This is a genomic window from Haloechinothrix aidingensis (genome assembly GCF_013450155.1).
Lineage (GTDB): Bacteria > Actinomycetota > Actinomycetes > Mycobacteriales > Pseudonocardiaceae > Haloechinothrix > Haloechinothrix aidingensis.
The window spans coordinates 1-22,435 of record NZ_JACCKD010000010.1; the positions used below are offsets into that span (position 1 = coordinate 1).

The following is a 22,435-nucleotide window of genomic DNA, read 5'->3' on the forward strand; positions in this document are numbered from 1 at the left end:
CAAGCACACACTAGCTCAAAAAACTTAGAGCAAACACAAGCACACTGTTGAGTTCTCAAACAACACACCGGAGCGTGACTTCACCAGCCATTTTCCAGCATTTTTTCTGTTCACGAAGCCAGTCCGCTTTCCCGCGCTTGACCGCAACCCTTTCCGGGCTGTGTCGCTCGGGAATCGACTCAACTTCCTGAAACTGCCGAAACAGTCTATCGGTCCGTTTCGCGGTTTACCGCTCGGCCCGTTCCCTGCCTGGCTCGTTCTAGCTTAGCAGGCCGGTCAGTGGCTTCTTTCAGGGGGGTTAACCCCTGGCCGCTGGCCAACCCTGCGTCCGCTCGATCAAGCTTAGCAGCATCGCCGCCGTCCTGGCCAGGTCCGGGTCGCGTTACCGCTCTGCCACCCGGGCCTCACCGCTGTTGCGGCGATGAGGAGAACACTACACGGCTCGGAAAGGGCCGCACACAGGGGGGTCAGTTGGTCTCGTCGTTCCAGTTCACGGACCTACACGGTGCCGGGAACCGGGAACCGCGGTCACCCGCGGCGCGATCACCGGTACCGGGCCTCCATCCCGCGAGTGTCACCGCACCCCGCCCGCCTTCGGGTTGCCGTCCTTCAGCGGGTGCTCGGCAGATACCGCCGGGCGAGGTTGTCCTCGGTGGACTCTCCGGCCTGCCACGTGGTGATCCACGGCCCGGTTCCCTCACTGATATCGAGCACCCCGCCCTCCAGCCAGGTGTACTCACCGGACAGAGCGGACTTGGCGATGCGCCGATCGACGTCGTCGGTGTTGTCCCACAGCCGGTGGAACAGGCTCTCGATCCGCCCCCTGGCCTGCTCGCAGAACGCATCCGCGAGGTCGTACGCCTGCGCACCCGCGGCCGGATCCTCGTTGCGCTGCATCTCCGCGCGCACGCAGGATGCCGACATCGCGAACAGCTCCGCGCCGATATCGACCACGCGCGCCAGGAAGTTCTGGCGAACCTCCAGCGCGGCCTGCCACCGTGCCATGCCGTAGAACGTGCTCCTGGCGAGCTTGCGCGCCGACCGCTCGACGTACCGCATGTGCTTGGCCAGCGAGCCGAACTCGGTGAACGAGCTCGGTACCTGCCCCTTGCCGGTCACCAGCTGGGGCAGCCACCTGGCATAGAAGCCGCTCGCCTTGGCCGCGGCCTTGGCCTTGCTCTGCAGATCCGACTCCGGGTCCGCGAGCTCGCCCGCGGCACTGAGATGCGCGTCGACGGCCTCCCTCGCCACCAGCAGGTGCATGATCTCCGTCGACCCCTCGAAGATGCGGTTGATACGAAGATCACGGAACAGCTGCTCGACCGGAGCGGCCCGCTCGCCGCGTGCGGCGAGCGAGTCGGCGGTCTCGTATCCCCTGCCGCCGCGGATCTGTACCAGCTCGTCGGCGATCTGACATGCCATCTCGCTGGCCCACAGCTTCGCGAGTGCCGCCTCGATACGGATGTCGTTGCGGTTCTCGTCACTCATCTGCGCGGACAGGTCGAGCACGCTCTCCAGCGCGTAGGTGGTGGAGGCGATGAACGAGATCTTGCTGCCGACCGCGGAGTGCTCACCGACCGGCTTTCCCCACTGCACCCGCTCGGCCGACCACTCCCGTGCGATCTTGAGCGCCCACTTGCCCGCACCGGCGCACATCGCGGGTACGGACAGCCGACCGGTGTTCAACGTACCCAGCGCGATCTTGAGGCCGTCCCCCTCCCGGCCGACCACGTTCTCCTTCGGTACCCGCACCTTGTTGAAGCGCGTGACACCGTTCTCGATCCCCCGCAGCCCCATGAACGCGTTCCTGCGCTCGACGGTGATGCCCGGCGAGTCGGCCTCGATGACGAACGCCGTCACCCCGCCTCGACGCCCTTCGCTCTTGGGTACCCGCGCCATCACCACGAGCAGCTCGGCCACGACACCGTTCGTGGTCCAGAGCTTGACGCCGTCGATCTCGTAGGCCTCGCCGTCCTCGGTGGGCACGGCAGATGCGGCGAGGCGAGCAGGATCCGACCCCACGTCCGGCTCGGTGAGCAGGAATGCCGATACCGCACCCTTGGCGCAGCGGGGCAGGAAACGCTGCTTCTGCTCCTCGCTGCCCGCGAGCTTCAGCGGCTCAGGCACGCCGATCGACTGGTGCGCCGACAGCAGCACGCCCAGGGTCGAGTGCACCGAGCCCACCAGCATCAGCGCCTTGTTGTAGGCGACCTGGGACAGCCCGAGCCCGCCGTAGGACTCCGGAATCTTGATACCGAAGCACCCGAGCTCGGCCAGTCCCTTGACGTACTCGTCCGGGATCCGGGACTCGCGCTCGATGAGCCCGCCGTCCAGCGTCCGGCAGTAGTCGCGCAGCTGCTGGAGGAACCGTTCGGACTTCGCGGTGGCCTCCGCGGTCGGCTGCGGGTACGGGTGAATCAGGTCGGTACGGAACTTCCCGAGAAACAGCTCCTTGGCGAACGACGGCTTCGTCCAGCCGCTCTCGCGCGCCTCCTCGGCGACCTCACGTGCTTCCTGTTCGGTGACGTTCGCCTGCTGGACCACGGGTACCTCCTCGTCGACGGCTGGCAGGAGTACTGGGTAGGTGCGCGTACCGCAGAACTGTGACGTACGTTACCCATCAGTAAGGTTCCTGCAAAGCCCCCGGCCCCGAGATTCCCCGATGTGAGGCCACCGCTCAACGAGCGAGGGCGAGCCGAAGGACCCCATCGGTACACATGTGGTACGCGAGGAGTCCTTCGGCTCGCCCCGGAGTGACGGCTAGCGCAGCTGGACACCCGCGAGGTTGCGCTTGCCCCTGCGCACCACCAGCCACCGGCCGTGAAGCGCGTCGGTGGAGCCCGGCTGCCACGTATCGTCGGTGATCTTGACGTTGTTCACGTAGGCGCCGCCCTCGGCGACGGTGCGGCGCGCGGCACCCTTGCTCTGCACGAGGCCCGCGGCCAGGAGCAGCTCCACGATCGACGGCTCCTCGGTCAACCGGACCTCCCCCGTCGGCACCTCGGCCATCACCGCGTCGAGGGTCCGCGCGTCGAGGTCGGCGAAGTCGCCCTTGCCGAACAGCGCGTCGCTGGCCGCGGTGACCTTCCGGGTCTGCTCCGCCCCGTGCACGAGTGTCGTGAGCTCCTCCGCGAGCCTGCGCTGGGCGGCCCGGAGCTGCGGTTTGTCCGCGGTGAGCTGCTCGTACTCGGAGATCTCCTCGCGGGTGAGGAACGTGAGCATCTTGAGGTAGTCGATGACGTGCGAGTCGGGCGTGTTGACGAAGTACTGGTACCAGGCGTATGGCGAGGTCAGTTCAGGGTCGAGCCAGACGTTGCCACCACCGGTCGACTTGCCGAGCTTCTGCCCATCGGCATCGGTGACCAGCGGCGTGGTCAGCCCGTGCACGCCCGCGCCGTCGACCTTGCGGACGTACTCCACACCACCGACGATGTTCCCCCACTGATCCGAGCCGCCGACCTGCAGCTTCGTGCCGTACCGCCGGTACAGCTGCAGGTAGTCGTAGGACTGCAGCAGCAGGTAGCTGAACTCCGTGTAGGACATCCCGTCCGAGGCCAGCCTCCTGCGCACGGTATCCCGCGCGAGCAGGACGTTCATCGAGAAGTGCTTGCCGACGTCGCGGAGGAAGTCCAGCGAGCCCAGATCGCGGAACCAGTTGAGGTTGTTCTCCAGCACCGCACCGCTCGGCGAGTCGTCGAAGGTCACGAGCTTCTCCAGCTGGACGCTGATCGACGCCAGCCGCTCGGCGACCACGTCGGCGCTGACGAGGCTGCGCTCCCCTACCTCACGCGGATCACCGATCTGCCCGGTCGCCCCGCCCGCGAGCAGCACGGGCCGGTGCCCGGCGCGCTGGAACCGGGTGAGCGTGAGCAGCTGCACCAGGTGCCCCGCGTGCAGGCTCTCGGCGGTCGGGTCGAATCCCGCGTACAGCGTGACGGGTCCGCTCGCGAGGTCGGCGTGCAGGGCTTGCCGGTCGGTCGACTGCGTGATCAGACCACGCCAGGACAGCTCGTCAAGAATGTGCTCGCTCACGACACTCATCCTTCCAGCCTGCTCGTCGCTACCGGATCCGGGCCGTTCGCGCCGCCCCGCCCGCCGGGGCGGTACCGCGAGACCGCACGCGAGCCCGGCAGCCAGAACCGCCACGGCACGTCCCCTGCTGCCGCGACTCCCACCCGGGGGCCGCGTTCGACCTCGCCGGGCTCGACCTGCTCGCCGGCACGCAACCGCACCGGCGAGTCCGGGGCGGTGAGATCGACACCGTCGTGCTCGCGGGTCAGCCCCAGCGCCGCGGTCAGGCGTGCCGGGCCGCGCGCGAGGTCGCGTGCCGTGCGCGCCGCCGGTCGGCGTGCCGCGGCGAGGTCCTGCCCGTCGGTGATCTCCGCCGCGCGCAGCAGGACGGCTCCTGCCTGCCCGTCGCCCGCGCACACCACGTTCGCGCAGAAGTGCATGCCGTAGACGAAGTAGACGTACAGGTGTCCCGCCGGTCCCCACATCACCGCGTTGCGCGCGGTCCTGCCCCGGTACGCGTGCGAGGCGGGGTCGTCCGCACCACGGTAGGCCTCGACCTCGACGATGCGCGCCGTCACGGTCCCGTCGGTGCTCGTGGCCTCCAGCACGCCACCGAGCAGCACGGGGCACGCCGCTACGGGGTCGATACCCAGGTCCGCGCGACCGAACTGGCGCCAACCGGCCGCCTGCCCCCGCTGGTTCACGAGTCACCGCCCGCCCACGCGCGCGCCCCGGCCGACCGCCTGCGTACCCCGTCGAGCTGCTCGGCGACGCGCGTCGGGGCGGTGCCGCCGCGCGCGTCGCGGGAGGCGATCGACCCAGCCACTGTCAGCACCTCGCGTACGTCGGGTGTCAGCCGGGGATCGATCGCACCGAGCTCCTCGTCGGTGAGCTCGGCGAGCCCCACCCCGTTGCGCTCCGCGACACGCACGCACTCCCCGGAGATCTCGTGGGCCCTGCGGAACGCGACACCCTGCCGCACGAGCCACTCGGCGATGTCGGTCGCCAGCGTGAACCCCGCGGGCGCCAGCTCTGCCATCCGCTCGGTGTGGAAGGCCACGGTGTCGATCATGCCGGCGATCGCGGGCAGCAGCAGCTCCAGCTGCTCGACCGAGTCGAACAGCGGTTCCTTGTCCTCCTGCAGGTCCCGGTTGTAGGCCAGCGTCTGTGCCTTCAACGTGGCTAGCAGGCCGCTGAGGTTGCCGATGAGCCTGCCTGCCTTGCCCCTGGCGAGCTCGGCGACGTCGGGGTTCTTCTTCTGCGGCATGATGGAGCTGCCGGTCGCCCACGCGTCGTCCAGCGTGACGTACCCGAACTCGGCCGTGTTCCAGATGATCACTTCCTCGGCGATGCGTGACAGGTTCACCCCGAGCATCGCCACCGCGAAGGCGAACTCCGCTGCGAAGTCCCTGCTGGCGACACCGTCGATGGAGTTGTCCACGGCGCGCGCGAACCCGAGCTCGGCGGCCACGGCGTCCGGGTCCAGGTCGAGCGAGGAGCCGGCGAGCGCCCCGGAACCGTACGGGGACTCGTCCGTCCTGCGGTCCCAGTCGCGCAGCCGGTCCACGTCACGCAACAGTGCCTGCGCGTGCGCGAGAAGGTGATGTGCCAGCAACACCGGCTGCGCGTGCTGGAGATGCGTACGGCCGGGCAGTACCGCGTCCGGGTGCCGTTCCGCCTGGGCGGTCAGGGCGTCGACGACAGCGAGGGTGCCCCGCGCGACGCCCCGTGCGGCGTCGCGCAGCCACATGCGCATCTGCGTGGCCACCTGGTCGTTGCGTGATCGGCCCGCGCGCAGCTTGCCGCCGAGGTCGGAGCCCGCACGCTCCAGCAGGCCACGTTCCAGCGCGGTGTGCACGTCCTCGTCGGCGACCGTCGGGGTGAACGTCCCGCTGACCACATCGGACTCGAGCCGGTCCAGCGCGGCGAGCAGTCCCGCCAGCTCCTCCTCGGTCAGCAGCCCCGCCGAGCGGAGCACGCGTGCGTGCGCGCGCGAGCCCGCGATGTCGTGCCTGGCGAGCCGCCAATCGAAATGCGTTGACGCGCTCAGCGCCGCCATCGCCTCCGCAGGGCCGCTCGCGAACCGGCCGCCCCACAGCTGGACCGGACCCACCTCGCCCGACCCTGCCGAACCGGACCCTGTCACCTGCTCACTCCCGTTCTCGCGGTCGATACCTCCGGCCACAGCGCGTGACCGGGCATCACGCCTGGTCCCGCCGGGCCGCGATCTTGCTGGGCAGACCCCACAGGTGCACGAAACCCTTGGCCTGCGACTGGTCGAACGAGTCGCCCTCGTCGTAGGTCGCCAGGTTGAAGTCGTACAGCGACTGCGCGCTGCGGCGCCCGTTCACCGTGGCCGCGCCGCCGTGCAGCACCATCCGGATGTCGCCGGTCACATGCTCCTGGGTGCTCGCGATGAAGTCGTCCAGCGCGTACTTCAGCGGGGAGAACCACAGGCCGTCGTAGACGAGCTCACCCCAGCGCTGCTCGACCTGACGCTTGAAGCGTGCGAGGTCGCGCTCCACCGTGACCGCCTCCAGCTCCTGGTGCGCGGTGATCAGCGCGATCGCTCCAGGGGCCTCGTAGACTTCCCTGCTCTTGATCCCGACCAGCCGGTCCTCGACCATGTCGAGCCTGCCGACACCGTGCTCCCCTGCACGCTTGTTGAGCTGCTCGATCGCCTCCAGCACCGTCACCGGCGTGCCGTCGATCGCCACCGGAACGCCCCGCTCGAAGCTGATGACGACCTCGTCCGGCTTGCCGGCGTTCAGCGCGGGATCCGAGGTGTAGGAGTAGACGTCCTTGGTCGGCGCGTTCCAGAGGTCCTCGAGGAAGCCGGTCTCCACGGCGCGACCGAACACGTTCTGGTCGACCGAGAACGGCGAGGACTTGGTGACGTCGATCGGCAGGTCCCGCTGCTCGGCGTAGGCGATCGCCTTCTCCCGCGTCCAGGCGAAGTCCCGCACCGGAGCGATGACGTCCAGGTCCGGCGCGAGCGCGCCGATACCGACCTCGAACCGGACCTGGTCGTTGCCCTTGCCGGTGCAGCCGTGCGCCACGGTGCTGGCCCCGTGCTGCTTGGCGGCGTCCACAAGGTGTTTGACGATCAGGGGCCGGGACAGCGCGGACACCAGGGGGTAGCGATCCATGTAGAGGGCATTGGCCTGCACGGCAGGCAGGCAGTACTGCTCGGTGAACTCCTGGCGCACATCGGCGACGACCGCCTCGGCCGCCCCGCAGTCCAGCGCGCGCTTGCGGATCGTCTCCAGGTCCTCGCCACCCTGGCCGACGTCCGCGGCCACGGCGATCACCTCGGCACCGGTCTCCTCGGCGATCCATCCGATCGCGACCGAGGTGTCGAGCCCACCCGAGTAGGCGAGCACCACACGCTTCGTCATTGACTGTCCTCCTCGCGTCTCGTTGCGCTGCGCGTGTCGTGGTTGTCTCACGCGCGGTTCGCTGATTCCGCATCAGCGTCGTCCGTGTTCTGCCCGGAGCTCGCCTCGGCGCCGTCCGGGCCTGTCGCGGTCCTCGCGAGCGCCCTGAAGCGTTCGGCCAGGTCAGCTCCCCGTAGCGGCTCCCGCGCGATCACCATGACCGTGTCGTCCCCGGCGATCGTCCCGACGACCTCGTACAACGCTGCCCTATCGATCGCGCTGGCCAGGAACTGGGCCGCCCCCGGCGGCGTACGCAGCACCACGAGGTTGGCGGACCCCTCCGCCGAGACGAGCAACTCGCTGAGCAACCGGGACAGCCGCGTGGTCCCGCCTTGCACGCCCTTGACCGGGCTCCCGTCCTCGGGAATGACGTAGACCGGGGCGCCACCGTCGGCGCCACGGAGCTTCACTGCCCCGAGCTCGTCGAGGTCCCTGGACAGCGTAGCCTGCGTGGCCTCGATGCCCTCCGCGACGAGCATCCGGGCGAGCTCGGACTGGCTGCGGATACCCATGCTGGACACGAGTTCGGCGATGCGTGCCTGGCGCGCGGCACGGGTGATCGCATGTCCGGTGGCCGGGCCCGCGTGGTGATCGGGCTCATTCATCTCATGCAGCCTCCTGCTTTCCGAGCAACCACACGAGTAATGCCTTCTGCGCGTGGAGACGGTTCTCCGCCTCGTCCCACACAGCACTGGCCGGCCCGTCGATGACCTCGTCGGTGATCTCCCACCCGCGATGGGCAGGCAGGTCGTGCAGCACGATCGTGTCATCCTTGCCTGTCTTGCCCAGCAGCTGCGTACTCACCTGGAACGGCCGGAACGGTCCCACCCTGTCCTTGCCGTCGGTCTCCTGGCCCATGGACGTCCACGAGTCGGTGGCGAGTACATCGGCGCCGTCCACCGCCTCGACCGGGTCGCTGAACACACCGACCGAGCCCCCGGTCTCCGCGGCACGCCGCCGCACCAGATCGAGCACCCACGGCACCGGATGGAACCCCTCCGGCGCGGCGATCCGCACGTGCAGGCCCGCGGTCACGCCGCCGAGCAACAGCGAGTGGGCCATGTTGTTCGCGCCGTCGCCGAGGTAGGTCAGCGTCTGCCCGCTCAGCGTGCCCTTACGTTCCCGGATCGTCTGCAGGTCGGCGAGCACCTGGCAGGGGTGGAACTCGTCGGTGAGCGCGTTGACGACGGGCACCCGCGAGACGCTTGCGAAAGAGTCCATGCGCGCCTGCGCGAACGTCCGCCACACGACGGCGTCGGCGTAGCCGGACAGCACGCGCGAGGTGTCCTCGAGCGTCTCCTCCCGACCGAGCTGCATCGAGCGCCCGTCCACCACCATGGCGTGGCCGCCCAGCTGGGCGACGCCTGCCTCGAACGAGAACCGGGTGCGCGTGGAGTTCTTCTCGAAGATCACCGCTACCAGGCGGGGACCGGCGAGCGCGTCGCTGCCGAGCGGGTCGGCCTTGAGCTGGTCTGCCAGGTCGAGAACGGCCTCCTGCTCGGCGGGATCCAGGTCGTCATCCCGGAGAAAGTGTCGTGGCATCACACGTCCTTCGCAGCGTCGTCGAGAATCTGTGGCAGGTCGGACACGAACCGGTGCGCGTCGTCGGCGGCCAGCACCAGCGGCGGCGCCAGCCGCAGCGTGTCCGGTGTGACCGGGTTGACCAGGTAGCCTGCCCGCCGCGCCGCGCCTGCGACCGCGGCGGAGGACTGCTCGCGCAGGGCGATGCCGAGCAGCAGCCCCGCACCGCGCACCCCCGCGATCGACGGGTGCCGCAACGCCTCGACGCTCGCGGCGATGTCCTTACCCACGGTGCGGGCGTGCTCGGCGAGCGACTCGGACTCGATGGTGCGCAGCACGGCCAGGCCCGCCGCACAGCACACCGGGTTACCGCCGAACGTCACCCCGTGCTGGCCCGGCCGCAGCAGGTCGGCCGCGCCGCCGACGCCGATCACCGCACCCAGCGGGAGCCCCCCGCCCAGCCCCTTGGCGAGGGTGACCACGTCGGGAACGATCCCCGCCTGCTGGAACGCGAACCAGCTGCCGGTTCGGCCGATGCCGGTCTGCACCTCGTCGAGGACCAGCAGCGCACCGTGCTGTTCGGTGATCTCCCGCGCGGCCCGCAGGTACCCGTCGGGGGCGGGAATCACACCGGCCTCGCCCTGGATGGGCTCGACGAAGACCGCGGCGGTGTCACCGTCCACGGCCGCGCGCAGCGCGTCGATATCGCCGAACGGCACGTGGTGGATGCCGGGAACGAGCGGCGCGAAGGGTTCCTGCTTGGCAGGCTGCCCGGTCAGCGTCAGGGCGCCCATGGTACGGCCGTGGAACCCGGACTCGCAGGCGACGACGGAGCCGCGCCCGGTCAGCCTGCTGATCTTCAACGCGACCTCGTTGGCTTCGGAGCCGGAGTTGACGAGGAGCACCTTGCCATCGCCTGCCAGCCCGGCCACCTCGAGCAACGTCTCGGACAGTTCCAGCGCCATCGGGTTGGCGACCAGGTTCGAGGTGTGCCCGAGCGTGGCGACCTGGCGGCTCACCGCGTCGACGACAGCGGGGTGAGCGTGCCCGAGGGCGTTCACCGCGATACCGGCCAGCAGGTCGAGGTAGGTGTTGCCGTCGGCGTCCCACACCCGGGTGCCATCCCCGCGCACCACCTCGACGGGCGGGGTGCCGTAGTTGTTCATCAACGCCGACTCCCACCGGAGCCGGGCCTGCTCGTTGGACATCACGCGCCCCCCTCGGGCTCCTCGGCCAGCACCATCGTCCCGATCCCGCTGGAGGTGAACACTTCCAGCAGCACCGAGTGCGCCAGCCTGCCGTCGATCACATGCGCTCGTGGCACTCCGCCCCGGACGGCACGGACGCAGGCCTCCATCTTCGGGATCATGCCGCTGTCCAGGCCCGGGAGCATGTCCTCGAGCCGGTTCACGCTCACCTGGTCGACGAGTGAGGCGCGGTCCGGCCAGTCCGCGTACAGGCCCTCCACATCGGTCAGGACGACCAGCTTCTCCGCCCGCAACGCTGCGGCGAGCGCCCCCGCTGCGGTGTCGGCGTTGACGTTGTGCACGACGCCGTCGGCGTCCGGAGCGACCGTCGACACCACGGGTATCCGGCCGGCGTTCATGATGTCCAGCACGGCATCCGGGTCGACGTCCGACACCTCGCCGACCAGTCCGATGTCGACGGACTCACCATCCACGGTGGCGTGCTTGCGGGAGGCGGTGAACAGCCTGGCGTCCTCGCCGGAGATGCCGACGGCGTAGGGACCGTAGGCGTTGATCAGACCGACGAGCTCCCGGCTGACCTGCCCGGTCAGCACCATACGGACGACGTCCATCGTCTCCGGAGTGGTCACGCGCAGCCCACCGCGGAACTCCCCCTCCATGCCGAGCCGGGTCAGCATCGTGGTGATCTGCGGGCCACCGCCGTGCACCACGACAGGCTTGAGCCCAGCGAGCCGCAGGAAGACCATGTCCTGCGCGAATGCCTGCTTGAGGGTGTCGTCGACCATGGCGTTGCCGCCGTACTTCAACACCACGCAGGCACCGTGGAACCGCTGCAGCCAGGGCAGCGCCTCGATCAGCACGCCCGCCTTCTCCGCCGCGGTGGCCAGACGCTCGTCCGCGGAGATCTTCCGCTCGGTAGAACTCATGAGGAGTACGCGCTGTTCTCTTCGACGTAGCCGTGGGACAGGTCGGTGCTGTAGATGGTCGCCTGGTCGGTACCGGCGCCGAGATCGATGGTGATCTCGACTCGCGCTCCGGACAGGTCGGCCTCCGAGCGGTCCCGGCTCGCGAGCCCGTCCCGCATCAGCTCGACGCCGTTCACGGTGATGCCGAGCCGGTCCGGGTCGGCGGCGAACTGGCTGCGGCCCACCGCCATCGCGATACGGCCCCAGTTGGGGTCCGAGCCGAACAGGGCGGTCTTGACCAGGTTGTCCTCGGCCACCGTCCGGCCGACCTGGATCGCGTCCGTCTCGCTCGGCGCTCCCCGAACGGTGATGTCGACCAGCTTCGTCGCACCCTCCGAGTCGGCCTGAAGCTGCCGTACGAGGCTCAGTGACATGTCCGAGAGCAGGTTGGTGAACTCCTCGACGGACGGCACGATCCCGCTCGCGCCGGAGGACAGCAGGAGCACCGTGTCGTTGGTGGACGTACCCCCGTCGACATCCAGGCGGTCGAAGGTGACGCGACTCGCCGCACGCAGCACGGTGTCGAGTGCTTCGCCGCCGAGGACGGCGTCGGTCGTGATCACCGAGAGCATGGTCGCCATGTTGGGCGCGAGCATGCCGGCGCCCTTGGCGAAACCGCCGATACTCCACCCGTCGGCGTGCGTCACCGCCGCCTGCTTGGGCCTGCTGTCGGTGGTCAGCACGGCGGTGGCCGCGTCGGTCGCAGCGGAGGGGCTCGCCGACAACGACGCGGCGCACGTATCGATACCCGGCAGCACCGCCTGCATCGGAAGGCGCTCGCCGATCAGCCCCGTGGAACACACGGCGATCTCGATCGCCCCGGTCCCGAGCACCGCGGCGGCCTTCTCGGCCGTGGCGTGCGCGTCCTGGAACCCGGGTGGACCCGTGGCGGCGTTCGCGCTTCCGGAGTTGAGTACCACCGCGCGCAGCCTGCGCTCGGTCAGTACCTGTTTCGACCACAGCACGGGGGCGGCCTTGACCACGTTGCGGGTGAACACACCGGCCGCGTCCACGTTGGGGCCGTCGTTGACCACCAGCGCCAGGTCCGGTTTGCCGCCACCCTTGATCCCGGCGGGAATCCCCGCGGCACGGAACCCGCGCGCGGCGGTCACGCCCGCGGAGACGTCGACGCCGTCCACGGTCACCGGCGTGAGCCCGCTCATCGCTCCTCCTCCCGCGTTCACGGCGCCACCCCCGCCACGGGCAGTCCCACCGTCTCCTCCAGACCGAGTGCGAGGTTCATGCACTGCACCGCCCCGCCCGCGGTGCCCTTCGTGAGGTTGTCGATCGCGCCGATCACCACGAGCACCCGTGCATCAGGGTCCACTGTGACCTGCAAGTGCACGTGGTTGGACCCGAGCGTGGCCGCCGTGGCGGGCCAGGATCCCTCCGGCAGCAGCCGCACGAACGGCTCGTTCTTGTAGGTATCCTCGTACACCGACCGCGCCGTCGCCGCGTCCACCTCACCCCGCAGGGGGGCCGTCGCGGTCGTCAGGATGCCGCGCGGCATCGGTGCCAGGACGGGCGTGAACGAGACGCCGACGGTGTCACCGGCCGCCGCGCCGAGGTTCTGCACGAACTCGGGTGTGTGCCTGTGCGCACCACCCACGCCGTACGCGCTCGTCGATCCCATCACCTCGGAGCCGAGCAGGTGTGGCTTCAGGCTCTTACCCGCTCCGGAGGTGCCGGTGACCGAGGTGACCGTGACGTGGCGCTCGACGAGGCCGGCCCGCAGTGCCGGAGCCAGCGCCAGCGAACCCCCTGTGGGGTAGCAGCCGGGCACCGCCACCTGGCCGGCGTGGCGTAGCCGGTCCCGCTGCCTGGTGTCCCCGGCGAGCGGCAGCTCGGGAAGGCCGTAGGGCCACGTGCCCGGATGGGTGCCGCCGTACCACCGCTGCCACGCGTCCGGGTCGGTCAGCCGGTGATCGGCCCCCATGTCGATCACCACGGTGCTCTCGCCGAGGCTGCCTGCCAGCTCGGCCGAATGCCCGTGCGGCAGTGCCAGGAAGACCACGTCGTGGCCCGCCAGCACGTCGGCGCGCGTCTCCTCGAGACTCCGGTCGGCGAGCGGAACCAGATGCGGATGGTGCTCACCGAGAAGGGACCCCGCGTTCCCGCCTGCGGTGAGCGCACCGATCCGCACGTCCGGATGCGACAGCAGCAGGCGCAGGAGCTCACCTCCCGCGTACCCGCTGGCCCCGGCCACAGCCACATCGATCGTCATGCGAATGATTATGCACCACCCTGCAACCTCACTCAACTTGGGGGTGGGGCCCAATGTCACGTTCGGCTCCATAGAAGGAACCAAGGTCACCTTCGGCTCCCCGGCTTGGCGTCACACATCCGCACGACCGGGGAGTGACGGAAAATTTCCTGGACGAACGTGCCATGCTGATGCAATGGGTACCAGCCTTGCCGAGATCGATGTGCGACACACGGCAGTCGACAACCCCGAGGCCGCCGAGCTGCTACGCGAGTACGTCACCGACCTCGTGCGGCGATCCAACGGCAGCGAGCCAACCGCCGCCGAGGTCGACGCGGCGCAGGCGGAGCAGCCGAACGACGACCTCAGCCCGCCGGACGGCGCCTTCCTGTTGGCGTACACCGCGGGACGGGCAGCGGGCTGCGTCGGCATCCGCCGTCTCGACACGCACACCTGGGAGCTCAAGCGCATGTTCGTCCGCCCGTCGGGTCGCGGGCTCGGCATCGGCCGCGCCCTGCTCGAGGCGGCAGAGGAGCGCGCCCGCGAGTCCGGTGCCCACACGATGGTGCTGGATACGCGCAGCGACCTGATCGAGGCTCGCACGCTGTACGCCGCGCACGGCTACGCCGAGGTCAGCGACTACAACAGCAATGTCCACGCCGACCACTGGTTCGCCAAGCTCCTTACCTGACCTTCCGCACCCCGAACCGGTACCCGGGGTCGGCATGCCGCACGACTCCGCGCCCCGGGCGCGTTGCCGTCCGGTGTGGGGAGCCCGATGTCACATTCGGCTCCATAGAAGAACCCGCTGTCACCTTGGGCTCCCTCCCCGCACCGATACCGCTCACCGCCGGTCGACGTACACGTCCGGGGCCGGGCACCGGGCGGCATGTTCGTAGGCCGCTCGCAGCTCCACGATCACCGCACCCGGTTCGCTGCGCAAGCGCGCGGGAAGGGTGTGCAGCACGACGATCCCGGCACCGGTCATGGCGGCATGGCGTTCCAGCGTTCGCGCGTAGTCGGCCGGGCTGAGATGCCACTGGTACGAATCGATCTCCCACGCAAGGCCGACGTCGGCGAACCACGCGTCGGGCACGAGCGGCGTGTCACGGCCGGGCAACCGCACCCGCACGTTCCACGCCGGCTGCGGGAGGTGGGCCCGGGCGACCAGCCGAACGGCATCCGCCTCGGGAACGGAACGCGCGCCGCGCGTGATCGCGCGCAGCACGGCACGCGGCAGCGCCGAACCCCGGTCGGATCCGGCTTCGAGCTCGGTGGACAACCGCCGGGGCGTGGTCAGTCCACGCTGTACCGACTCGGCGAGCACGGCCTCGACGGCATCCTTGCCGGACATCCGGCGTGCCGCATCGAGAACGGCCCGGGTCACCTCGGCTGCGGGGATACCGTCACGGTAGACGACGCGGGGCATCCGCGTCGTTCGCTCGACCAGGACGTACCCGCAGGTGTTGGGCTGGACACCGTGCGGGACGAGCAAGTGCACCTGATCGGTCTCCGGAACCTGCCGGAGACCGTGCAACCGGGATGCGCTGGCACCGGTGACGACGGCGTCGGCTCCGCCGTAGCGCAGCGCCGCGCACAGGCGCTGCCTGCGCGTCGGTACCCCGCTGCGGAGCATGATCACCCCGGGCAGCACCCCGCGCCACGGCCCGCCGGCACGCGTGCGTGCCCAGATCATCTTTTGCGTGACGCCGAGCGAGTGCAGCTCGTGCCGCGTGAGGATGTCCTGCTCCGCGGCGGCGGCTACGGCGTCCCAGTCGACTGCTGATCGGCGAGGCATGCCTGCACGATGCCCACGCCACACCGGACCGCACCAGCACGTCCTGCGTCGCCTGTGGAACACCGGCAGGATGTGGACAAACCCGATGGGAGCCGAAGGTGACCTTGGCTCCGTCTAGGGAGCCGGACGTGACATTCGGCTCTCACCCCACGGGTGGGGTGCGGGGGTTACTGGCGCAGGGTGGCGCCGCACTGCTCGGCTGCCGCTGCGATGGCGGAGTCGCGGGCCCCGGTGGCCTCTTCAGCCGTCAGCGTCCGGTCAGGTGCGCGGAACCGCAGGCTGTAGGCCAGTGACCGGTTGCCGGCACCCACCTGCTCGCCGGTGTAGACGTCGAACAGCGCCACGTCCTCGAGCAGGTCACCACCGCCGCTGCGCAGCGCGGCAGCCACGTCAGCCGACGGGACCTCCGCGTCGACCACCAGTGCCACGTCCATCAGCACCGGCGGGTACGGGGACAGCTCCGGCGCGGGCCGCCTGCGCCGCATCGGCACCGCATCGAGGTCCAGCTCCATCGCTACCGCGCGCTTGGGCAGACCCATCGCCTCGAGAACCTTCGGGTGCAGCTCACCGGCATGCCCCACGCAGGTGCCCTCGACACGCAGCTCGGCACAGCGGCCAGGATGCCACGGCATCATCTCGGCCGAACGCACCTCGAGCTCGGCCCCGGCGGCCGCCGCGACGGTACGTGCCGCCTCAACGGCGTCGCTCCAGGTCGCGGGCTCCCCGCGACCCCACCATCCGGAACGCATGCGCTGACCGGTGAGTACCACGGCCACGTGCAGTGGCTGGTCCGGAACGGCCTGTTCCAGGGCATCGACCTCCGCGTCGCTGGGGCGCTGCCGCACACCGGGATCCGGCGCGGACGGCTCCCCGGGCGTCGGGGCGACAATCTGACCAATGTGGAACAGCGAGAGGTCCCGGAAGCCCCGCGAGATGTTGCGGTGCACGGTCTCCAGCAGCCCCGGCAGCAGCATCGTCGCGAGCTGGTCCTTCTCCGCCTCCAGCGGGTTGAGCACCCGCACCGCGTCGCGCCGCTCGTCGTCGGCTGCCAGGCCGAAGTCGTCCCACACCGAGGCCGCCGTGAACGGGAACGGCAACACCTCGACGTAGCCCGACTCGGCCAGTGCCCGCGATACCGCCCTACGCCTACGCTGCACCTCGGTCAGGCCGGTGCCCGCCGACGCCGCAGGCAGCTCGGACGGGATGCTGTCGTAGCCTTCCAGGCGGAGGACTTCCTCGACCAGATCGGCAGGCTGGTTCAGGTCCGCGCGCCAGCTGGGCGGCTCCGCGGTGACCTCGGCGGTCCCATCGGCGCCGGTACCGATGCTGACCTTGCAGCCGATCTGGGTCAGCCGGCGGGCGGTCACACCCCGTGCGTAGCGCACACCGGCCGTGCGGTCCGGCAGATCGATCGGCATGGTGACCGCCCGGGCGGGGGTGACCTCACCCTCGTCGGTACGCCCTCGCTCGACCGTGCCGCCGCCGTACTGCTGCAGCAGCGTAGCGGCCAGCTCGACCGCCACGGGGGGAAGGGCCGGGTCGGTGAAACGTTCGAACCGTTTCGCCGCCTCGGAGAACAGCCGGTGGCGCCGCGCGGTCCTGCTGATCGACGCCGGGTCCCAGTGCGCGCCTTCGAGTAGCACGTCGGCGCTGCTGTCACTGATCTCGGTGCTGGCTCCGCCCATGGTGCCCGCAAGGGACACCACACCCGTGTCGTCGGCGATGACCATGTCGTCCGGGTCGAGCTCACGCTCGACCTCGTCCAGTGTGGTGAGGGTCTCGCCGTTCTTGGCGCGGCGCACGACCAGGCCGCCGCTGACGCTTGCCGTGTCGAAGGCGTGCAGCGGCTGGCCGAGCTCCAGCATCACGTAGTTGGTGACGTCGACCGCCAGCGAGATCGGCCGCATCCCTGCCAGCATCAGCCTGCGCCGCATCCACCACGGTGCGACCGCGCGTGTGTCCACACCGGTCAGTCGCCGGAGCACGAAACGGCTGCAACCGTCGCGATCCTCGATACGCACCGGCCACGCGTCCTCGCCGACCTGTTCCAGCTCGCGCGTACCCGGGTCGCCGAACGGAGCCGCGTAGGCACAGGCGAGCTCGCGCGCCAGCCCGCGGATCGACATCGCGTGCCCCATGTCGGGCGTCGGCTCCACGTCCAGTACCGCGTCGTCCAACCCGAGGATCGTCCGCGCGTCGTCGCCCGGCAGGGCACTGCCCGGGTCCAGAACCAGGATGCCGGAGTGGTCGTCACCGAGGCCGAGCTCGCGGGCCGAGCACATCATGCCTTCGCTGACGTGGCCGTAAGTCTTGCGCTCGCTGATCGTGAACTCACCCGGCAGCACCGTGCCGGGCAGCGCGACGACGACGAGGTCGCCCTCCACGAAGTTGGTCGCGCCCGCCACGATCCCCCGGGTTCGCTGCTCCTCGTCGTAGCTGCGTTCGGTGACGGCGAAACCGAGACTCGTGTTGGTCTCGGGCTCGGACCCACCGGTGTCGACCTTGCAGTACCGGATCGGCTTGGCGAACTCGGTCAGCTCGGTGATCTCGGTGACCCTGCCGACCACCAACTCCCCACGGACGGCATCGAGCGAGTGCACATCCTCGACCTCGATACCGACCCCCAGCAAGGCGTCGGTCAGTTCCTGCGCACCGACGCCCTCACTCAGCTCGAGATGCTCGGTCAGCCAGCTGACGGGAACTCGCACTCACGCCTCCGTTCCGAAAGGCAGGGTGAACCTGATGTCACCTTCGACCATGTCGCGCATATCCGGGATGCCGTTGCGGAACTGCAGGGTGCGCTCCAACCCCATACCGAACGCGAACCCGGAGTAGACGTCGGTGTCGACCCCGCACGCGCGGAGCACATGGGGATTGACCATGCCGCAGCCACCCCACTCGACCCAGCCCGGGCCGCCCTTGCGTTCCTCGAACCAGACGTCGACCTCCGCGGACGGCTCGGTGAACGGGAAGAAGTGTGGCCGCAAGCGGGTCACGGCACTCTCGCCGAACATCGCGCGCGCGAACGCGTCCAACGTCCCCTTCAGGTGGGCCATCGTGATGCCCTTGTCCACCGCCAGTCCTTCGACCTGGTGGAACACGGGCGTGTGGGTGGCATCGAGCTCATCTGTCCGGTAGGTCCGACCTGGACAGACCACATACACCGGAGGCGCGGTATGCAGCAAGGTGCGCGCCTGCACCGGCGAGGTATGGGTACGCAGCACCAGCCCGGAGTCCTCCGGGGCGATGTAGAAGGTGTCCTGCATCAGGCGAGCCGGGTGGTCCTTGCCGAAGTTCAACGCATCGAAGTTGAACCACTCGGCTTCCAGCTCCGGGCCCTCGGCGACCTCGTACCCCATCCCGATGAACACGTCACCGATGCGCTCGGCCAGGGTCGTCATCGGGTGGCGCGCGCCGCGCGGCACCCGGCCCCACGGCAGCGTGACGTCCACGGCCTCCTCACGCAGCACGCGACGGTCACGCTCCTCCGCCAGCACCGCGTGGCGCTCGTCGTAGGCGCTCTGAACGGCGGCCCGCGCGGCGTTGACCCGCTTGCCGGCCTCGGCCTTCTGCTCGGCGGGCAGTGACCCGATCATGCGACGGGCGCGCAGCACGGGCGCCTGCTCGCCGAGATGAGCCGGCTTGACCGACGCCAGCTCATCCAGATCCGATGCCCCCGCGAACGCTGCCGTGGCCTCGGCCACCGCAGCGTCGAGGGTCTCCTCGGCAAGCACCGAATCCGGCTCGCTGCCCTGCGTCTCGTCTGCTCCTGGCATAGCCCTCGACTCACAACTCCTCGATACTGCCGCGCAACTACCCCAGATCGTGCCGTACGGCACGCACGCTAGTCGGACCGGCCCTCCTGTCGACGCGCCATCGCGCTGGAGTACAGGCATACGGTCGCCGCGCTCGCCAGGTTCAGGCTCTCCGCCCCGCCGTAGATCGGCACACGCACCGCCTCGTCCGCGGCTGCCACCGTGTGCCCGTCGAGGCCGTGCGCCTCGCTGCCGAACAGCCACGCCGTCGGGCGCCCCAGCCGGGCGCTCCGCTGGTAGCCGACAAGGTCCTGGTGCGCCTTGCCGTCCGCGGCCACCGTCGTCAGTCCGGCCGAACGGCATGCGGCTAGCACGTCATCGAGTCGCTCGGCCCGCGCGATCGGCACGTGGAACACGCTACCGGCCGAGGCCCGCACGCTCTTGCCGTTGTGCACATCGACGGAATCACCGAGGAAGACCACCGCGTCGGCGCCGGCCGCATCGGCGGTGCGGACGACCGTGCCGGCATTGCCGGGGTCGGTCACGCCGACCAGGACGGCGACGAGGTGCGCCTGTCCGGCCAGCGCGGCAGGCAACGGCACGTCCACGGAGTCGCACACGGCCACGAGCCCCTGCGGGGTGACCGTCTCGGACAGTAGCTCGCCTGCCCGTTCCGTGACGGCCGACACCGTGATGCCACGGTCACGGGCGCGCCGCACCAGCGTGCCGTGCCGCTGGGCCGCTACCGGGGTGACGAAGAGCTCCTGAACCCGGTGCGCCGAGGCCAGCGCCTCGCCAACAGCCTGGGCACCCTCTGCCAGGAAACGGCCCGCCTTACTCCGGCCGGACCGCGTGGTCAGGCGCCGGGCAGCAGCAACCCGAGGCGTCTTGTGCGTGAACACCTCAGGTTGCTGATCGGCCGGCACCGGACGCTCACGCGGGCTTCTTGGCTTCCTGAGGGTCCGCCTGCTTCTTGGCGACGTCGACGAGCGCGGCGAACGCGGCCTCGTCGTGCACCGCGAGCTCGGCGAGGTTCTTCCGGTCGACCTCGACACCCGCGGACTTGAGCCCCTGGATGAGCCTGTTGTACGTGATCCCGTTCTGCCTGGCTGCCGCGTTGATACGCGTGATCCAGAGCTGCCGGAAGTCGCCCTTACGGGCCTTGCGGTCCCGGTAGGCGTAGTTGAATGAGTGGAGCGTCTGCTCCTTTGCCCTGCGATACAGCCGCGAACGCTGTCCCCGGTACCCCTTGGCCCGTTCGAGAGTTGCGCGACGCTTCTTCTGGGCGTTCACTGCCCGCTTGACGCGTGCCACGAATCCATCCTGTCGATCGGGGGACGGTCTCCCGCCCCGGCGGTTTCGTTCCGGTCTGTGATGTTCGGCGAGGCCCTCAGCGGCGAAGCAGTCGCCGGATCATCCGGTTGTCGCTGGGGGCGACTTCGGTCGTCCCCTCGAGACGCCGCGAGACGCGGTTCGACTTCTTCTCCATGAGGTGCCTGCGGCCGGCCTTCTGGCGGCGGAGCTTGCCACTGCCGGTGACCTTGATCCGCTTCTTCGTGCCACTGTGGGTCTTCTGCTTCGGCATCTGTTCCTCTTTCCTGTCCAACACACGAACGCATACGTGTGTTGCACCCGTGTAGGAGCTGCCCCGCGCCGGCACGTGACCGCTCCGGCCACTCCGGCCCACATTCGGCGGGGCCGTGGGGAGACTGGCAGCCTCCCGGTCAGGTCGATTCCCGGCCGCGCGACGAGCCTCGCGTCTCCGCGACGTTCCCGCGGCCGTCCTCTCCCCTACGGCGTGGCTGTGCTGTTCTTGTTCGACTTACTCTTCGCCTTGGCGTTCTTGTGCGGAGCCAACACCATGATCATGTTGCGGCCGTCCTGTTTCGGGGACGACTCCACGAACGCGATGTCGGACACATCCTCGGCGAGGCGCTCGAGCAAGCGGAAACCGAGCTCCGGTCGCGATTGCTCCCTGCCCCGGAACATGATCGTGACCTTGACCTTGTGTCCCTGACCGAGGAAGCGGGACACATGGCCCTTCTTCGTCTCGTAGTCATGCGGGTCGATCTTCGGCCGGAGCTTTTGCTCCTTGATCACGGTCGCCTGCTGGTTACGGCGCGACTCACGGGCCTTCTGCGCACTCTCGTACTTGTACTTGCCGTAGTCCATGAGTTTCGCGACCGGCGGCCGCGCCTGGGGGGCGACCTCTACGAGGTCGAGGTCCGCTTCATCGGCGAGCCGTAACGCGTCTTCGATACGGACGATGCCGACCTGCTCGCCGTTGGGTCCGACGAGGCGGACTTCAGGAACGCGAATGCGCTCATTGATGCGCGCGTCAGAGCTGATGAGGCCTCCTTGGTCCGAGCATTGCCTGCGCTGTACAGACACGGATGTGTCTTGGTTGTCGTTGTCTCCCGGGCCCCAAATACTTCGGGCCCCACTACCGTCCAGCGGCATGCGGGGCCCTCATCCGATCGACATCCGTGACAACGCACGAATGCCTCCGTGAGTTCCCGCGGGAACTCACGTGACCGGACCCGGACGCCTGAGACGGCGACGCGGGTGGGAGCGGGGCTCCACTTGCTCACCCCCGATTACTCGGGAGCTGGTCGCGCATGGAAGGGTATCAGACGTGGTTGACAGCAACACCGAACAGCCCCAGTTTTCCTCCGAATGGCAGAACCCGGGCGAACGTGACCTGGCTGACATTCCCAGTGTCGAGGTGATCAGTCGCGCCGCCGTCATGCTGCTGTCCGCCTCGGCAGAACGCCTCGGTCTCGCCGACGATGACCCGGAGAACAGCCCGTACCGCGACCTCGACGAGGCGCGGCGCTTGATCACGGCACTGGCCGGGCTGGTCACGTCTTCCGCCGAGTATCTCGGTGCGCACGCCGGCCCGTTGCGGGAGGGTCTGCAGTCGCTGCAGCGCGCCTTCCGGGAAGCCTCCGTCGTGCCGGACGAGCCGGGCCAGGGTCCGGGCGAGAAGTACACCGGCCGCGTGCCGGCACGCCCCGCCAACGACAGTGGTGCCTGACACGGCGCCGCACTACCGCCCGGCGTGACCGTTGGCGAGGTAGGCGCGCAGGCCACGCCGGCCACGCCACATCATGGCGGTGTGGTTCGCGCGGTACAGCGGACCGAGAGCGCGTTCCGCACGCCGCAGCAGCGACTTGCGGATCTCGACAGCCTGGTACACCTCCACACGCGCGCCGTGCCCGTCGGGCGCCACACGGCAACGACAGAAACCCTCCAGGTCCCCGGTGAGGTCGACGCGCAGGTGCCCGGAGCGCTCGTCCTCCTCGGCGCGATGCAGCCGCAGGTCCAGCGAGTACGGCAGGAGTGCCCGGCACATCACCCGCGCGGTGTCGTCGTCGAGCCGCGCGACGGTGCGCACGTCCCGCCACCACCGCGGGTAGGACGCGAGATCGGCGAGCGCGGTGAACACCTCGGCAACAGGTGCCTCGAGTAGCCAGACATTGCGGAACCGGTACGTGCGGGAAGACACCTGCCAGCGTACCGGGTGCGGCGTGGTGG

General features: G+C 69.5%; 21 protein-coding genes. 2 read left to right on the forward strand and 19 right to left on the reverse strand.

What is annotated here, in order from left to right:
- Window positions 1-609 precede the first annotated feature (609 nt).
- The 11 genes from H0B56_RS21595 to argC all read right to left on the reverse strand — a co-directional run bounded on the left by H0B56_RS21595 (window position 610) and on the right by argC (window position 13,366).
- A complete protein-coding gene (locus H0B56_RS21595) occupies window positions 610-2,544 on the reverse strand; it encodes an acyl-CoA dehydrogenase family protein (protein ID WP_180894963.1) in 1,935 nt (644 codons plus the stop codon).
- 216 nt (window positions 2,545-2,760) lie between these two features.
- Window positions 2,761-4,032 (reverse strand): tyrosine--tRNA ligase, encoded by a 1,272-nt coding sequence (gene tyrS / locus H0B56_RS21600; protein ID WP_180894964.1) that lies wholly within the window; start codon window positions 4,030-4,032, stop codon window positions 2,761-2,763.
- A 5-nt stretch (window positions 4,033-4,037) separates the two neighbouring features.
- Entirely contained in the window at window positions 4,038-4,715 is a 678-nt protein-coding gene (locus H0B56_RS21605; RefSeq protein ID WP_180894965.1) for a DNA-3-methyladenine glycosylase, read from the reverse strand.
- Window positions 4,712-6,157, reverse strand: coding sequence for an argininosuccinate lyase (gene argH / locus H0B56_RS21610; RefSeq protein ID WP_180894966.1), 1,446 nt, complete (start codon window positions 6,155-6,157; stop codon window positions 4,712-4,714). Before argH ends, H0B56_RS21605 begins: the two co-directional genes overlap by 4 nt.
- A gap of 55 nt (window positions 6,158-6,212) precedes the next feature.
- Entirely contained in the window at window positions 6,213-7,409 is a 1,197-nt protein-coding gene (locus H0B56_RS21615) for an argininosuccinate synthase (protein WP_180894967.1), read from the reverse strand.
- 47 nt (window positions 7,410-7,456) lie between these two features.
- Entirely contained in the window at window positions 7,457-8,053 is a 597-nt protein-coding gene (locus tag H0B56_RS21620; RefSeq protein ID WP_180894968.1) for an arginine repressor, read from the reverse strand.
- Between the two features lies 1 nt (window position 8,054).
- Window positions 8,055-8,990 (reverse strand): ornithine carbamoyltransferase, encoded by a 936-nt coding sequence (gene argF / locus H0B56_RS21625; protein ID WP_180894969.1) that lies wholly within the window; start codon window positions 8,988-8,990, stop codon window positions 8,055-8,057.
- On the reverse strand, window positions 8,990-10,177 hold the full coding sequence (locus tag H0B56_RS21630) for an acetylornithine transaminase (protein WP_180894970.1): 1,188 nt from the start codon (window positions 10,175-10,177) through the stop codon (window positions 8,990-8,992). Before H0B56_RS21630 ends, argF begins: the two co-directional genes overlap by 1 nt.
- Window positions 10,177-11,103 (reverse strand): acetylglutamate kinase, encoded by a 927-nt coding sequence (gene argB / locus H0B56_RS21635; RefSeq protein ID WP_180894971.1) that lies wholly within the window; start codon window positions 11,101-11,103, stop codon window positions 10,177-10,179. The genes H0B56_RS21630 and argB overlap by 1 nt, the downstream gene beginning before the upstream one ends.
- Window positions 11,100-12,305 (reverse strand): bifunctional glutamate N-acetyltransferase/amino-acid acetyltransferase ArgJ, encoded by a 1,206-nt coding sequence (gene argJ, locus H0B56_RS21640; protein ID WP_180894972.1) that lies wholly within the window; start codon window positions 12,303-12,305, stop codon window positions 11,100-11,102. Before argJ ends, argB begins: the two co-directional genes overlap by 4 nt.
- A gap of 17 nt (window positions 12,306-12,322) precedes the next feature.
- A complete protein-coding gene (gene argC, locus H0B56_RS21645; protein WP_180894973.1) occupies window positions 12,323-13,366 on the reverse strand; it encodes an N-acetyl-gamma-glutamyl-phosphate reductase in 1,044 nt (347 codons plus the stop codon).
- A 175-nt stretch (window positions 13,367-13,541) separates the two neighbouring features.
- Between argC and H0B56_RS21650 the strand changes: the two genes are divergently transcribed.
- Window positions 13,542-14,036 (forward strand): GNAT family N-acetyltransferase, encoded by a 495-nt coding sequence (locus tag H0B56_RS21650; RefSeq protein ID WP_180894974.1) that lies wholly within the window; start codon window positions 13,542-13,544, stop codon window positions 14,034-14,036.
- A gap of 153 nt (window positions 14,037-14,189) precedes the next feature.
- On the opposite strand, the gene H0B56_RS21655 is transcribed toward H0B56_RS21650, so the two are convergent.
- The 7 genes from H0B56_RS21655 to infC all read right to left on the reverse strand — a co-directional run bounded on the left by H0B56_RS21655 (window position 14,190) and on the right by infC (window position 21,358).
- Entirely contained in the window at window positions 14,190-15,143 is a 954-nt protein-coding gene (locus H0B56_RS21655) for a type IV toxin-antitoxin system AbiEi family antitoxin (RefSeq protein ID WP_246361422.1), read from the reverse strand.
- 167 nt (window positions 15,144-15,310) lie between these two features.
- Window positions 15,311-17,851, reverse strand: coding sequence for a phenylalanine--tRNA ligase subunit beta (pheT, locus tag H0B56_RS21660; RefSeq protein WP_180894975.1), 2,541 nt, complete (start codon window positions 17,849-17,851; stop codon window positions 15,311-15,313).
- The gene (gene pheS / locus H0B56_RS21665) at window positions 17,852-18,919 is read right to left on the reverse strand and encodes a phenylalanine--tRNA ligase subunit alpha (RefSeq protein ID WP_180894976.1); all 1,068 of its coding nucleotides are present in this window, start codon (window positions 18,917-18,919) and stop codon (window positions 17,852-17,854) included.
- Between the two features lie 68 nt (window positions 18,920-18,987).
- Complete coding sequence (locus tag H0B56_RS21670; RefSeq protein ID WP_343063998.1) at window positions 18,988-19,824, reverse strand: TrmH family RNA methyltransferase; 837 nt, start codon at window positions 19,822-19,824, stop codon at window positions 18,988-18,990.
- 7 nt (window positions 19,825-19,831) lie between these two features.
- Complete coding sequence (gene rplT, locus H0B56_RS21675; protein WP_180894977.1) at window positions 19,832-20,212, reverse strand: 50S ribosomal protein L20; 381 nt, start codon at window positions 20,210-20,212, stop codon at window positions 19,832-19,834.
- A gap of 76 nt (window positions 20,213-20,288) precedes the next feature.
- Window positions 20,289-20,483 carry a 50S ribosomal protein L35 gene (gene rpmI / locus H0B56_RS21680; RefSeq protein WP_180894978.1) on the reverse strand — a complete coding sequence of 65 codons (195 nt, stop codon included), beginning with the start codon at window positions 20,481-20,483 and terminating at the stop codon, window positions 20,289-20,291.
- A 206-nt stretch (window positions 20,484-20,689) separates the two neighbouring features.
- The gene (gene infC, locus H0B56_RS21685) at window positions 20,690-21,358 is read right to left on the reverse strand and encodes a translation initiation factor IF-3 (protein ID WP_246361423.1); all 669 of its coding nucleotides are present in this window, start codon (window positions 21,356-21,358) and stop codon (window positions 20,690-20,692) included.
- Window positions 21,359-21,533: 175 nt separating this feature from the next.
- Between infC and H0B56_RS21690 the strand changes: the two genes are divergently transcribed.
- On the forward strand, window positions 21,534-21,935 hold the full coding sequence (locus H0B56_RS21690; RefSeq protein WP_180894979.1) for a DUF1844 domain-containing protein: 402 nt from the start codon (window positions 21,534-21,536) through the stop codon (window positions 21,933-21,935).
- A gap of 12 nt (window positions 21,936-21,947) precedes the next feature.
- Here the strand turns inward: H0B56_RS21690 and H0B56_RS21695 are convergent, their stop codons facing one another.
- A complete protein-coding gene (locus H0B56_RS21695) occupies window positions 21,948-22,406 on the reverse strand; it encodes an SRPBCC family protein (RefSeq protein ID WP_180894980.1) in 459 nt (152 codons plus the stop codon).
- Window positions 22,407-22,435: the final 29 nt, after the last annotated feature.